The sequence below is a fragment of the Streptomyces sp. MMCC 100 genome (assembly GCF_041538145.2).
Classification (GTDB): domain Bacteria; phylum Actinomycetota; class Actinomycetes; order Streptomycetales; family Streptomycetaceae; genus Streptomyces.
Genome location: NZ_JBGORK020000001.1, coordinates 4,975,266 through 4,987,526 on the forward strand (window position 1 = coordinate 4,975,266; position 12,261 = coordinate 4,987,526).

Annotated in this window: 12 protein-coding genes and 1 pseudogene; 7 read left to right on the forward strand and 6 right to left on the reverse strand. The window is 67.8% G+C overall.

The genetic code is table 11. From position 1 onward, the window contains the following. Positions 1-6 precede the first annotated feature (6 nt). A complete protein-coding gene (locus tag ABS735_RS23315; RefSeq protein ID WP_373900629.1) occupies positions 7-435 on the reverse strand; it encodes a phage holin family protein in 429 nt (142 codons plus the stop codon). A gap of 311 nt (positions 436-746) precedes the next feature. On the opposite strand from ABS735_RS23315, the gene ABS735_RS23320 reads away from it, so the two are divergent. Further along, positions 747-2,042 carry a PP2C family protein-serine/threonine phosphatase gene (locus ABS735_RS23320; RefSeq protein ID WP_373900628.1) on the forward strand — a complete coding sequence of 432 codons (1,296 nt, stop codon included), beginning with the start codon at positions 747-749 and terminating at the stop codon, positions 2,040-2,042. Positions 2,043-2,524: 482 nt separating this feature from the next. On the opposite strand, the gene ABS735_RS23325 is transcribed toward ABS735_RS23320, so the two are convergent. From ABS735_RS23325 to ABS735_RS23345, 5 genes and pseudogenes are all read right to left on the reverse strand, one after another. After that, positions 2,525-3,394 carry a universal stress protein gene (locus ABS735_RS23325; RefSeq protein ID WP_373900627.1) on the reverse strand — a complete coding sequence of 290 codons (870 nt, stop codon included), beginning with the start codon at positions 3,392-3,394 and terminating at the stop codon, positions 2,525-2,527. Between the two features lie 117 nt (positions 3,395-3,511). Further along, the gene (locus ABS735_RS23330) at positions 3,512-4,186 is read right to left on the reverse strand and encodes a dienelactone hydrolase family protein (protein ID WP_373900626.1); all 675 of its coding nucleotides are present in this window, start codon (positions 4,184-4,186) and stop codon (positions 3,512-3,514) included. A 314-nt stretch (positions 4,187-4,500) separates the two neighbouring features. Continuing rightward, positions 4,501-4,953, reverse strand: coding sequence for a YbhB/YbcL family Raf kinase inhibitor-like protein (locus ABS735_RS23335; protein ID WP_373900625.1), 453 nt, complete (start codon positions 4,951-4,953; stop codon positions 4,501-4,503). A 133-nt stretch (positions 4,954-5,086) separates the two neighbouring features. After that, positions 5,087-5,954, reverse strand: a pseudogene (locus ABS735_RS23340) (SDR family oxidoreductase). A 48-nt stretch (positions 5,955-6,002) separates the two neighbouring features. Next, a complete protein-coding gene (locus ABS735_RS23345) occupies positions 6,003-7,325 on the reverse strand; it encodes an erythromycin esterase family protein (RefSeq protein WP_373900624.1) in 1,323 nt (440 codons plus the stop codon). Between the two features lie 262 nt (positions 7,326-7,587). Here ABS735_RS23345 and ABS735_RS23350 point away from each other — a divergent pair, with 262 nt between their 5' ends. The 6 genes from ABS735_RS23350 (at position 7,588) to ABS735_RS23375 (ending at position 12,252) form a co-directional block, all read left to right on the forward strand. Further along, positions 7,588-8,247 carry a dienelactone hydrolase family protein gene (locus ABS735_RS23350; protein WP_373900623.1) on the forward strand — a complete coding sequence of 220 codons (660 nt, stop codon included), beginning with the start codon at positions 7,588-7,590 and terminating at the stop codon, positions 8,245-8,247. 73 nt (positions 8,248-8,320) lie between these two features. Continuing rightward, positions 8,321-8,548 (forward strand): CBS domain-containing protein, encoded by a 228-nt coding sequence (locus ABS735_RS23355; RefSeq protein ID WP_373900622.1) that lies wholly within the window; start codon positions 8,321-8,323, stop codon positions 8,546-8,548. A gap of 357 nt (positions 8,549-8,905) precedes the next feature. Further along, entirely contained in the window at positions 8,906-9,202 is a 297-nt protein-coding gene (locus ABS735_RS23360) for a DUF2267 domain-containing protein (protein ID WP_373900621.1), read from the forward strand. A 273-nt stretch (positions 9,203-9,475) separates the two neighbouring features. Further along, on the forward strand, positions 9,476-9,895 hold the full coding sequence (locus ABS735_RS23365; RefSeq protein ID WP_373900620.1) for a CBS domain-containing protein: 420 nt from the start codon (positions 9,476-9,478) through the stop codon (positions 9,893-9,895). A gap of 204 nt (positions 9,896-10,099) precedes the next feature. Then, complete coding sequence (locus tag ABS735_RS23370; protein ID WP_373900619.1) at positions 10,100-11,476, forward strand: hypothetical protein; 1,377 nt, start codon at positions 10,100-10,102, stop codon at positions 11,474-11,476. Further along, on the forward strand, positions 11,473-12,252 hold the full coding sequence (locus ABS735_RS23375; protein WP_373900618.1) for an alpha/beta fold hydrolase: 780 nt from the start codon (positions 11,473-11,475) through the stop codon (positions 12,250-12,252). Before ABS735_RS23370 ends, ABS735_RS23375 begins: the two co-directional genes overlap by 4 nt. Positions 12,253-12,261 lie beyond the last annotated feature (9 nt).

Below are 12,261 nucleotides of genomic sequence, written 5' to 3' on the forward strand. Positions count from 1 at the left end.
CGGGTGTCAGGTTTCGGTCGGTGGCCCGCCCGGCATCTGTGTGTGTTCCCCTTCCAGTGCCCCGGCCTCCTTCTCCAGCGCTCCGGCGGTTGCGTCGGCCGCGGCACGAACCCTGTTGCGGGCCGCCACTCCCAGTACCGCCCCGCCCGCACCGTAGACGCAGGCCAGCACCGCTGCGGCCCTGTCCCTCGGCAGGACCGACTCGGCCGCTCGCAACACGGTCTCGTGTGCCGTCCACAGGGCGAGCAGGCCGCACGTCCCCGCCCCCACGAGCAGCACGCCACCCGCACCGAATCGCTTCAACGCGGCCAGGACCTCCTCCTGCACGGCCCCGATCTCCCGCCGGGCCAGTTCAGTGGTGTCCTGCGCCAGCCGGGCCGCGGCATCCCCCATGCGGCCCCCGGCCGACGTCGAGTCGTCGCCTTGCATTCGCATCGACCTCTCCTGCCTGCCAGTCTGCGAATCGGCCGGCGCCGTCCGCGGTGCCGGCTTCCTAGGACCTTCCGCAGTACCCCGGCCCGGCCGCCTGACACTGACACGCGCCCGCGCCCGCGCGCCGGACATACCTGCCGGACGTTTGCTCCCCGCCCAGCGGAAACTCCGAATGAACGGCCGTGTGTGTCCTTGGCGTGATCCCTTCTTCGGGCGAGCCTCCGGTCAGCCTGCCTGATCGGCGCTGTGCCTTCGGCAGGTGTCCGGCATCGCTCGTGCGGCGATACGACAGAGTGCGGGGAAGGGGTCGGGTAATGGGCAACGAATTCGACGTTGATCATGTGGTCCAGCGAGCGTTGCAGCGACTGACACTCCTGGCGGAGGCAACCACAGCCCTGACCAGCACTCTGGATCCGTACGCTGCGCTGGACCGGGTGTGCCGCATTCTGGTGCCGAACCTGGCCGACTGGTGTGCGGTGGACCTGCTGGAAGAAGACGGCCGCCCCCGCCGAGTCTGCGTTCTGCACCGCGACCCTGACGTGCTGCCCGCCGACGGGCTGACCGGACTGCTTCCCTACCCACCCGAGGTGGCGACCGGGCCGCTGGCCCGGGTTCTGACCGGCACCGGTGCGCTGCTGCTGCGGGACACGGACATCCCGCCCCCTGTCCTGGCGGCCAGCAGTTTGGATGCCCGGCAGTTGGAACTGTTCGACCATCTCGGCGCCCATACGGCAATCGTCGCGCCGCTGCGGGCGCGGCGCCAAGTACTCGGGGCACTGACCATCGCGCGCACCAGCGAGGGAGCGATTTTGGGCAGTGACGACGTGGCCATGGTGGCGGACCTGGCCCACCGCATCGCGCTCGCCCTGGACAACGCCCGGCTGCACGGCGAGGTGCAGCACATCGCCGAGCGCCTCCAGCGGTCGTTGCTTCCCATCATGTCTTCGGTGGGCCCCGTTCAGTTGGCGGCCCGCTACGCGCCGGCGGCTACCACGGCCGAGGTCGGCGGCGACTGGTACGACAGTTTTGCTCTCCCCACCGACCTCACCACCATGATCATCGGTGATGTCACCGGTCACGATCTGCACGCTGCGATCGAAATGAGTCAACTACGCAACATGCTGCGCGGCATCGCCTGCGACCGCCAGGAACCACCCGGTCGCATCCTGCACCGCCTGGACGAGGTCGTCCACAGTCTGTACCCGCACACCACCGCGACCTGCCTGTACGCGCTACTCCAACAACACGACGACAGCACCTGGACCCTGAGCCACTCCAGCGCCGGACACCCGCCACCGCTGCTCATCACTCCTGAGGGAGACACCCGCTATCTCGAAGGCGGCCAAGGCCTCCTTCTCGGCGTAGACACCGATCAGCCTCGGCCCCACGCCACCGAGACACTGCCCGACCACGCCACCATCCTTCTCTACACCGACGGTCTGATCGAACGCCGCGGCGAATCCCTCGACACCAGCCTCACCCGGCTCCGTCAGCACGCCGCCGCCCTCGCCCGCGAACCCCTCAACACGTTCTTGGACGAACTCCTCATCGGACTGGCGCCCGCCCACGCCGACGACGTCGCCCTCCTCGCCGCCCGCCTTCCCACATAGACCCGCACGGCGCCCTAGCCACAATGGACTACGGGGCAGCCCGACTCCCCACGGCCAAGTCGGCTTCGCACCGCTCACGCTTGTCCCCGACCGGGCGTACGGCGTCTTCCATCAGGCAGGCCGGTCCGCAACTACCAGTACGACTGCGACAACGACCGTCATCGCAGACCCGAAGACCACCATCACGGCCCGGCCCCACCTGGGTATAGCCTCCCCGTCACCCCACCCGGAAGACCTGAGCCAGTAAGTCTTGAGCGAGGGCCGCAGGCGACACGACTTCGCCGCCGTCACGAGGTTCCACACACTGCACAACGGGTGAACAGGGCTTGCGACAACGGTGCCAGCGCCGTCAGCACCCGGATGGCCCATATTGCACTGCTGAGGGTCGGTACGGTCTTGCTGGCTCGACTGAGTTCACCGAGCTTTTGACAAGAGACTGACGAAGGCGCGTACAACGATAGTCATGTGCCTCCTGGCAGCAGCTACCGTACGGGCACGATCGCGACGGGGCAGCTGGCATGGTGCAGCACCGCGTGTGCCACTGACCCCAGAGGCAGGCCGAACCGGCCCTCGATCGGGTGACGCGGCAGCACTACGAGGCCGGCCTGTTTCGAGGCCTCTACGAGTGCGGCGGCAGGCGAGTCCATGACCAACTCGGTTTCTACCCGCACCTGCGGGTAGTCCCCCGCGGGCCGAGCGGCTCGATCGAGCAGATCGGTGTGGTGGCGCTGATAGTCGTCCACACGATCAAGCTGGGGCACCATGAGGCCTGCGCGGGAAACAGGCGCCCAAGCATGGATCAGGCGCACCGTGGCGCGCCGTGCGGCCGCCTCCGCGAGGGCGAACCGTACGGCTGGCTCATCCCTGTCGTCGCGGATTCCGACTACCACAGCGTCTGCCGCGGGCTCCAGCTGTCCACGGACAATGACCGTCGCTTGTTCGGCGTGTGCGGCGACCTTCAGGCTCACTGAGCCCAGCAGTAGACCGGCGAAGCCACCACGTCCACGGGTGCCGAGCACGATCATGTCGGCGTCGGCGTCCTTCGCCGAATCCAGAATGGCCCCTGCGGGATGATCATGGACGAGGGCCGTGTCGGTCCGCAGCTCGGGATACGCGGTTGCCACCCGGGTCTGGGCATCGCCCAGCAGTCTGGTGGCCGCCTCGAAGACCTGCTCCGTGAGCCCCGGCCCCGTCTCGTCGTACCCGATCTCCACGGCTGTGCCGAGGGCATGGACGAGCCGCAAGCCGGCACCACGTCGCTCGGTTTCGGCGGCTGCCCAGTCCACCGCGAGCCAGGACTCGGACGTGTCATCGATCCCGGCGAGGACGACCTCGCCGTGATGTTCTGTCATCGTTTCCCCACTCCCGTCAGTAACGAAGGCCCCGGGCAGTCTTCAAGTTGCTCCACGTACTTTGTCCGGGATCCGAACGTGAGAGTCGGCAATGCCGTCTGCGCGTTTCGCGAGTGGTCATCCCTCCTCCTTGGACGGCTTCCCCTCCGACCGCAGCCGGTCATCGCACCACTGCCGGGCCGTATCAGCGACCTCTTCCAGAGCACCGGGCTCCTCGAACAGGTGTGTGGCTCCCTGTATCACGCGCAGGGAGTTCGGGGCACGCAGTCGCCGGGCCGCCTCCTCGTTCAGCCGCATGACCTCCGGATCCTGGCCGCCGACCATCAACAGCACCGAGGCCGTCACTCGCTCGAGGGCGTCTTCGGCCAGGTCGGGGCGTCCGCCCCGAGAGATCACCGTCAGTACGCGCGACGACCGATCAGCCGCGGCGACCAGAGCGGCGGCCGCACCCGTGCTGGCGCCGAAGAGAATCACCGGCAGCCCGCTGGAATCGGGCTGCACCTCAAGCCAGTCGATCGCGGCCACGAGCCGCCTACCCAAGAGAGGAATGTCGAAGCGATGCTCTGCCGTCAGCCTGTCATGGCGCTCTTCCTCTTCGCTGAGCAGGTCCATCAGCAGCGTACCGAGGCCAGCGCTGCGCAGTTCGGTGGCAACCATCCGATTGCGTGGACTGTGCCGGGAGCTGCCACTGCCGTGGGCGAACAGCACCACGGCCCGAGCAGGCGTCGGGGCGACGAAGTCGCCGTGGAGCGTGGCATCGCCCGCAGGCACCAGAACCATCTCGGAGATCATCGGCATCCACTTCTTCCCAGCGCGCCGAGTGGCGGATCAATTCGTACGCTGTGTCACCGCCTCGCGTACCCATGTCACGTGCAGACCATGACCGAAAGACCGGTGCCAGGGCGTTTCGGCCCATCATGCGGGCGGCGCTTCGAGGCCCTCCGTCGCCGACTTGTTGCGCTACCGGGATGGCCGCAACATAGCCGCACAATAGGCGGTGCGAAGGCTGCTGCCGCAGATTGCAGCACCGACATCAGTGGGTTTCCTGTGGTGATCTCCGGCGTAGGGACATCCGGCGTTCGGCACGCGACACCAACGGCAACCGTTCAGCGCTGGTACAGCCCCACCAGCGTGCCGCTCGCCAGGTGCTGCTCGTCTACGGCCTGGTGCACCTGGTCAGCGGTGGGCGCGTCGGGCAGGACACACGGCTCCCTCAGGGCGTACAGCCTGAAGAAGTAGCGGTGCGCCTCGTCCCCGGGCGGGGGCTGCGGGCCGCCCCAGCCCCGTTCACCGTAGCCGTTGACGAGTTCGGTGCCGCCGGTCGGACACTGTCCCGCGGCGACGCCGTCGCCGCGGGGATCGATGCCGACCACGATCCAGTGCGCGAAGGTGCCCGATGGAGCGTCGGGGTCCTCGCACAACAGCACGAGTTCTGCGGCCTCGTCCGGCACGCCGCTCCAGGTCAGCGGAGGTGAGACGTTGTCCCCCTCATACGCGTACCTGCGCGCGACGAAAGTGTGGTCGTTGAATTCGCTGCTACTGAGCTCGATACCAGCCATGCCTCTCGGAGTACCCCTCAAATCATGGCAAACCCTACTGAAACGGGTGCGGTAAGTCAGATGGGCCCTTGTCCAGGAACGCGCCTGCATCAGCCAGGATCGGCAGGGGCCTTCCCGACCAAGGTCCACTGATTCAGGGCAGTGGCGTGCCGCCGGTCGCGTTGACGATCTCTGCGGTGATGAAGAATGCCTCCTGGGAGGCCAGGAAGACGTAGGCGGGTGCCACCTCGGCCGGCTGGGCCGGCCGGCCCGGCGGTGCCTGCCTTCCGAACTCGGCCGTGTCCAACAGCGTCGAAGGGATCAAAGGCGTCCATACCGGCCCCGGTGCGACCGCGTTGACGCGGATGCCCCGGTCGATCATCATCTGGGCAAGCCCCTGCGTGAAGGTGACGATGCCGACATCGTCACCGCGTAGTCCAACAGATGCGGGCTTGGCTTGTAGGCCTGCACCGACGTCGAGTTGATGACGCTGCCGCCCTCGGAAATGTGTGGCAGGGCGAACTTCGACAGACAGAACATGCCGTAGAGATTTGTACGCATTACGCGGTCGAACTGCTCCGTGGAGATGGCTTCGATGCCCTCGGGCTGAGACATCTGGTACGCCGCGTTGTTCACCAGGACTTCGATGCGGCCCGGCAGTTGGCCTCCTCACGGATGTCACCGGAGACGGGGATGGCGCGGCGTTCGGCGTCCTCCACCCATCGGGGGGTCTGCCGTGCTTCGTCGTCTTCTTCGTCCAGGTAAGTGAAGAGCACGTCAGCTCCCTCGCGGGCGAAGGCCATGGCCACCGCGCGACCGATCCCTGAGTCCCCACCGGTGATCGCGGCCTTGCGGCCGCCCAGGCGGCCACTGCCCCGGTAGGACTGCTCGCCATGGTCCGGAGGCGGGTCCATGGGCCCGGTCCATCCAGCCGGGATGCGGCTGATCCTAGGAAGGAACTCAGGCTGCGGATGCTGGTGGACGGGGTTCTGCGGCTGGTTCACGGCTCTGCCCTTCCTCATCAGTGGCACGGGCTTCTGTGTTGCTTGGCCGGTCTCACAAGCCTCGTCTCACACGCCCACCGGCCAGGTCTGTTCCTCCTCACCGCGTGCGGGAATCGGACGCAGGGGGATGAGCGCGCTGGTGCGGTCCAGGTAGCAGAAGGCGTCGTAGCGACCGTCGAGGACGGTGGGCACGTAGTTGCCCCAGCGTTCCTGCCCTGGCCGATAGACAACGCCGATGGCGCGGTGATCGCGCTCCTGGTGCCTCCACTGTGCGCGGTCGGCGTCGGCCAGCTCCGCTCGGGGAAAGACGAAAAGGGCCTGTCCGTCGGGCAGTGCCTGGTGCAGCAGGTCCTCGACGCTTCCCGGGCGCGCCGGCGGGACATCCATCACCCGTGGGGTGTCACCCCAGCTGTCCGCGGCGATCACTGTGCCCGAGCAGGAACCGAATCCGACCAGCACGACGCCGTCTGCCGCATGCCGTTCGCGGACGAGCTGGCCGACGTTGACCATGCCGGCGTCGGCCATGTCGGTGGCGCGGGCGTCGCCGATGTGGGTGTTGTGCTCCCAGACCACTGCCTTGGCACCTGGCCCGTGGTGTTCCATGAGCCGGTCGAGGGTGTCGACCATGTGGTGGTCGCGGATGTTCCACGACTCGGGACCGCCGTTGATCATGGACCGGTAGTACCGGTCGGCCCCGGCCAGTACCTCCGCGTTCTGCCTGGCGGCGAACTCCGCCAGATTCCCGTCCAGCACTGCGGTCTCCGCGGCCCGCAGCCGCAGCTCGGTGAGCAGTTCCACCACCTGCGGTTCACAGCCCTCAGGCGTGAATCGGGTGGCCAACGCGTAGGACTGTGGGTCCTCGGCGTACGGCTCGAAGCAGCGGTACGCCTCCCACGCATGCTCCACTCGGTCGGGGTCGTGTATGCGCAGATGGTCGAGCACAGCGTGCAGCGACTCCCAGAGGCTGTACATGTCCAATCCGAAGAAACCGACACAGCGCTCACCCGGTAGGCGCTCATTGTGCCGGCGCAGCCACCTCGTGAACGCGGCGACTTCCGTGTTGGCCCACATCCAGGTCGGCCAGCGACTGAAACCCGCGAGCACCGCGCCGGGGTCCTCAGGCGCGTCCGGTGCGCCGACCACCGAGCAGTGCACGGCCTGGCAGTCCGGCCAGTCGCCCTCCACGGCGACGAAGGAGAAGCCCTTCTCCTCGATCAGCCGACGGGTCAGTACATCGCGGACCTGGTAGTACTCGGCAGTACCGTGTGACGCTTCGCCGAGCAGGACGTAGCGAGCGTCGCCGATGCGTTCGATCAGGGGATCCAGGGAGGCCGGGCCAGACAGCGGCAGGGCTTCTTCCCGTATGCGAGCTTGGTCGGTCTCGGGCACGGTTGTGTCCCTTCTGCCGGATCCGCCCCGAGTTCCCGCCGCGCTCACGGTGAAAACGGTGGAACGGACGACGTCGGCAGCAAACGTGCTGGCAGAAACCCGGCCTCCCGGGCTCTGAACGTGGCAAGCCGCGGCAGTGGTTGCCTTCTGTAGCACTTGATCGGTCCGGAGGTGAAGCGATCCGGTTCCCCCTCGGCGGGTACTTGCCGGATGGGACATCTCCCTTCGACGAAGACAGTGACCATTGGAGCAGGTGACGCCCATGACCCCCGAGACGGTCTCAGTGCCCGCGGACCGTGTGACGCTCGACGGTGACTTCGCCGTACCAGCATCGGCCCGGGCAGTGATCCTTTTGCCCCACGGCGTCAACAACTCCCGGCAGAACCGCGGGAGCCAGTCCATTGCCACCGAGCTGCACACGGCCGGTTTCGCCACGCTGCTGGTGGATCTTCTCAGCGAGAACGAGGAACGCAGGTATACACACCCCGGCGAGCAGCGCTTCGACGTGGGTCTGTTGACCCGCCGAATCGTTGCCGCAGTCGACTGGGCAACGATCCAGCCCGCCACGCGGAGCCTGCCGGTCATCCTGTTCGGCGCCGGCACTCAGGCCGACGCCGTGCTCGGAGCCGCGGCAGACCTGCCGGACCGCGTACTGACGGTGGTCGTCTGGGGGGCACGACCCGATCCCACGGCGGACGCGCTCAAGCGGGTCCGCGTACCGGTGCTGTTTGTCGCAGGCGGTCAGGAGCCAGCTCTACTGCGGCTGACCGAGGAGGCAGTCCGCCATATGGAGGGTCCGCACTCCATCCGTGTGGTGCCCGAGGCCACGCATCTGTTTGAGCAACCGAATGCCCTCGATCAGGTCATCACGACGGCCAGGGAATGGTGCGACGAGCAGCTGCGGGCCACGCCAGAGGCCTGACCCAAAGAGAAGGCATGCGAATGCAGCCAGGGGCTCGCACGCGTTTCCGGTGGCACAGAGGGTGCGGGACGTCATGACTGCAGCGCCGATCGAGGTCAGCCCGCGCGCTCTCGTATCCGACGTTGCCTGTCGCATGCGGGACGAGGACATCGGCGCGGTGCTCGTGACAGAGGACGGGCGGGCACTTGCGCGGCCTGGTTACCGGCCGGACCTGACCGTACGCGTCGTCGTGGAAGGCGGCGATCTCAGCCATAGACGCGTGCGCGACGCGTTCAGCGGCGAAAGTCGTCAGTGTGGCTAGGACGACCAGGTCGACCGAGCGGTACACCTCGTGCGGGCCAAAGCGATCCGCCGTATCTTCGTGGTCGACCCCGCCCCGACCGAGACTGCGTGGTTGGCCTCGTCTCCCTCGGGGACGTTGCCGTCGAACGGGATCGCGACTCCGCGCTGGGCGACATCAGCGCCGCACAACCGAACTTTTGATCTCGCCCCGCCGCCACGCCCGCGAACAGGCCCCGCCGTGCCGAGCCAGCAGCGCTCTCAGACGCGGTCGCTTGGCGCCTCAGGGTGCCACCACGGACCGCCGATTGAGCGAGCAAGGCGCTGTCACCGCTTACAGCGGCGACTGCTCAGTTCTGAGTCCGGAAGGAGCAGCTCAATGGACCACGACACCTTTATCGGGCAGGTGCAGGCCCGAGCGGGGCTGGACAGCCGTGCTGCGGCCGAGGCCGCTACTCGAGCCACCCTGGAGACCGTGGCCGAGCGCATCCCCGTCTCGTTGTCCGACAGTCTGGCGGCCCAGTTGCCGCAGGGGATCGGCGAGCATCTGCGTCGCGTCACCACCGCACCAGGCCAGCCCGAGACCGGTACACGGACGAAGTACCAGAAGTTCCTCGACCGTGTTTCTCAGCGCGCGAGGAAATCGTCGGCAAGGCCACGCAGGTATGGACGGTGATCTCACCGAAGCCCTCTTCATCGGAGGCATTCGCAATATCGCTTGATGCCCCTCTCGCCGGCGCTGCTGACGGCACAAGGCAATTCGCCGCCCCCTCGTACCGGCGCTCCGACACGCGAGTCGTGCGGTCGACGGGAGTGACGCCGCCATCCGTGGGGAACTCCGGCTTCGAAGGCGCTCCACGCCAAGCAGCGGGAAGACGAACAACACAAAAGGTCATCGTCCGGCCGTTCTCTCTTTTCGGGGACTGGCCGTACCTCACGGAGGAGTTCCATGGCTCAGCAAGTGCGCGACATCATGACCAGCGCGCCGGTGACGGTCGACTCGCAGACCCCGGTGGAGGTTTTGGCGCGGCGGATGCGCGAGGAGGACATCGGCGCTGTGCTGGTCGGTGAAGGGGACCAACTCACGGGGCTCGTCACCGACCGCGACATCGTCGTGCGACTCCTCGCCGACACGGCGGACCTCACCGGTAAGACGGTTAGGGACGCGTGCAGCAGCGAAATGGTGACTGTCTCGCCGGACGACGAGGTCGGCCAGGCGGTGCGGCTGATGCGTGAGAGGGCCGTTCGCCGTCTTCCCGTCGTGGACAACGGCCGAACCGTGGGCATCGTCTCCCTGGGGGATCTGGCCGTGGAACGTGACCCCGACTCCGCCCTGGGGAACATCAGCGCAGCCGATCCCAACCAGTAGCCGCTGTCTACCCGTCGGTCGCGCAAGAGCTAGCACTGGCACTGTCGATACATGGCCGCACGGACGGGAACACGCGGTGGCAGGCGGCGTGAACGTGCGGGCCGTCGGTCGTGGACGGTGGACAGGAGAGAGACGGTGCGTCAACGGTTGAGGGCAGCTCGCTGCCTGTGCGACTTCGATTCCTCAGTGGCGGCAGTGCGCGCCGTGAGCCGCTTCCTGCGTGGCCAGGACTTCCCCGGTCTCGGCGTCGCGCCCGGCTCGGCGCGCGTGGCCGACCTTGTTTCCCATCTCCCCTCACGCGCACGGAGGCGCGCTCTCGTCCTCGGTGCCCGGATACAGGGCGCCCCCGTCTCCCGGGTGAACAGGCTGAGTAGTGAGGATCTGGCGACCTGGACGGCGGACCAGTACGGGCCCGGCCCATATCCGGCAGTGATCATCGGGGCGGGCAGCGGTGCCGCTGTGCACCTGGCCGCCGCCTTGGGGGCACCGGTGCTGCCCCAGACCTACCTTGTGCCGGTCCGTGCGCGGCTGGATCCCGACCGGCCCCGCGTGGCGATGCAGGCCGGCCAAGACCTCGGCCGACGGCTGGTAGAGGCGAACCCGGACCTGTCACTGTGCCACATGCACGACCCGAACCAGGACCGGGCAATGATCGTCCGCTTCGCATACTTCCGGGTCAAACGGCTACGGCTGGGGCGAACCCTGGAGCGGTTCCTGGAGCAGCGCCTCGCCCCAGGAGCGACGATCTTCATCCTCGACACAACTCTCACCTGGCCTGTCTCTGTGCTCGGCGAGCGGCAACGCTTCCAGTTCGGAGCACTGGGCGGCATGAACCCGCGGGAGTACATCGACGGCAGCGCGCGGCTCGCCCAGCACCTTGCCGAGCAAGGATCCCGTGTACGCCGATGGGAGGCCCCGGCGACGGACGACACCTGTCCCGAGGCCGAGTGGGGCTATGACGACGCTCTCAGTCCCGACATCGAAGCGGTCGCCGCCCGCTGCGGCTACACGGTGCGCCGCATCACCGTCGAAGAGCCTGAGCACCTCAGTCCCTTGGTCGCCGACTTCTACCGATGGCGCTACCAGCGGCACGGCCTGCCCACCGACCAGCTCTTGGTGGAGACCTACAACCAATGGGAGCCGTACTGGGCGCTGCGGCTGGGAGTCGTCCCGTTCTGGCTGCAGTTCACTGCACGACCCTCCTACCATTGGCTTGAGCGCTACCTGCAGCAGACCGCTCCCTACCGGCGCATCGATGTGAACCTGTTCTCCAACGGGCTGCGCTCGGTCGGCCAGGTGACAGCCGAGGAATGGCGTGGCATCGCCCACCGTCACGCCACCGGCAGTGGGGGAACCATCGGAGTGAACGAGGCGGCATTCCCAGAAGACGTGGGAAGCACGCTGCGCTACCAACCGGCACTGGCCGCGCTGCCTCAGCGGTACCCGCTGCCACCACCGGCGTCCGTCGACGAGCTGGACGAGTTCCTGGCCGATACCCGTAACATCGCGTCCGCCGACGGTGTGCGCATCGCGACGCTACAGACGGCCGCAGGCCACTCGGAGCGGCAGGACCCCGCATGACCGACGGCGGCGGTCCCCCGTTCCCGCAGACCGTGACCACCTACCACGACGGCATCTTCGGACGTATGCGCAGCCGGGCGGTCGGCCGACCGCGCCCCGACGTACCGGAGGTGGTACTCGTCCAAGGGATGGCTGTCGCCGACTACCTGCTGCCCGGGCTCGGGGCGTTCGGCCAGTGGACCAGGGCCCACCTGGTGGAACTGCCCGGATTCGCCGGCAGCGGTGATCCCCCGCACGAGCTGGACGTGAAGGAGTTCGGCCGCTGCGTTGCCGACTGGCTGTCCGGCCGGGCCCTGGGGCCAGTCATCCTGGCGGGCCACTCCAGCGGCACACAAGTCGCCGCGCGAGCTGCGGTGGGACATACCGAGGTCGCCGCCGTGGTACTGGCGAGTCCCACCGTCGACCCGGTGGCCCGCGGCTGGTTACGGCTGCTCACTCGCTGGCGACTCGACTCACGGCACGAGCCGCCGGGGCTGGGCGAGTCGCACCACCCGGAATGGCGCCGCGCAGGCCTGCGCCGACTCGTCCACACGGTCCACGTGCACCTGAATGACGCGCTGGAGGACTCCCTCGCCCAGCTGCGCGTGCCTTTGCTGATCATCCGCGGCCGTGACGACCGGATCGGCACGGTCCGCTGGGCCGGCCAGCTGGCCAGCCTGGTGGAAGAAGGGCAATGTATCGAAGTGGCCGGCGCACACACCTTTCCCTGGCTCGACCCGCAGGCCTGGTCCGAACCGGTACGCCGACTCGCGGCACGGGTCGGACCACACCAGTGAGCCCTGCAC

Bases quoted from the DNA above. Each gene is read 5' to 3' on its own strand.
- ABS735_RS23315 (WP_373900629.1), bottom strand. From the start codon at position 435: ATGCGAATGCAAGGCGACGACTCGACGTCGGCCGGGGGCCGCATGGGG.
- ABS735_RS23320 (WP_373900628.1), top strand. From the start codon at position 747: ATGGGCAACGAATTCGACGTTGATCATGTGGTCCAGCGAGCGTTGCAG.
- ABS735_RS23325 (WP_373900627.1), bottom strand. From the start codon at position 3,394: ATGACAGAACATCACGGCGAGGTCGTCCTCGCCGGGATCGATGACACG.
- ABS735_RS23330 (WP_373900626.1), bottom strand. From the start codon at position 4,186: ATGATCTCCGAGATGGTTCTGGTGCCTGCGGGCGATGCCACGCTCCAC.
- ABS735_RS23335 (WP_373900625.1), bottom strand. From the start codon at position 4,953: ATGGCTGGTATCGAGCTCAGTAGCAGCGAATTCAACGACCACACTTTC.
- ABS735_RS23350 (WP_373900623.1), top strand. From the start codon at position 7,588: ATGACCCCCGAGACGGTCTCAGTGCCCGCGGACCGTGTGACGCTCGAC.
- ABS735_RS23355 (WP_373900622.1), top strand. From the start codon at position 8,321: ATGACTGCAGCGCCGATCGAGGTCAGCCCGCGCGCTCTCGTATCCGAC.
- ABS735_RS23360 (WP_373900621.1), top strand. From the start codon at position 8,906: ATGGACCACGACACCTTTATCGGGCAGGTGCAGGCCCGAGCGGGGCTG.
- ABS735_RS23365 (WP_373900620.1), top strand. From the start codon at position 9,476: ATGGCTCAGCAAGTGCGCGACATCATGACCAGCGCGCCGGTGACGGTC.
- ABS735_RS23375 (WP_373900618.1), top strand. From the start codon at position 11,473: ATGACCGACGGCGGCGGTCCCCCGTTCCCGCAGACCGTGACCACCTAC.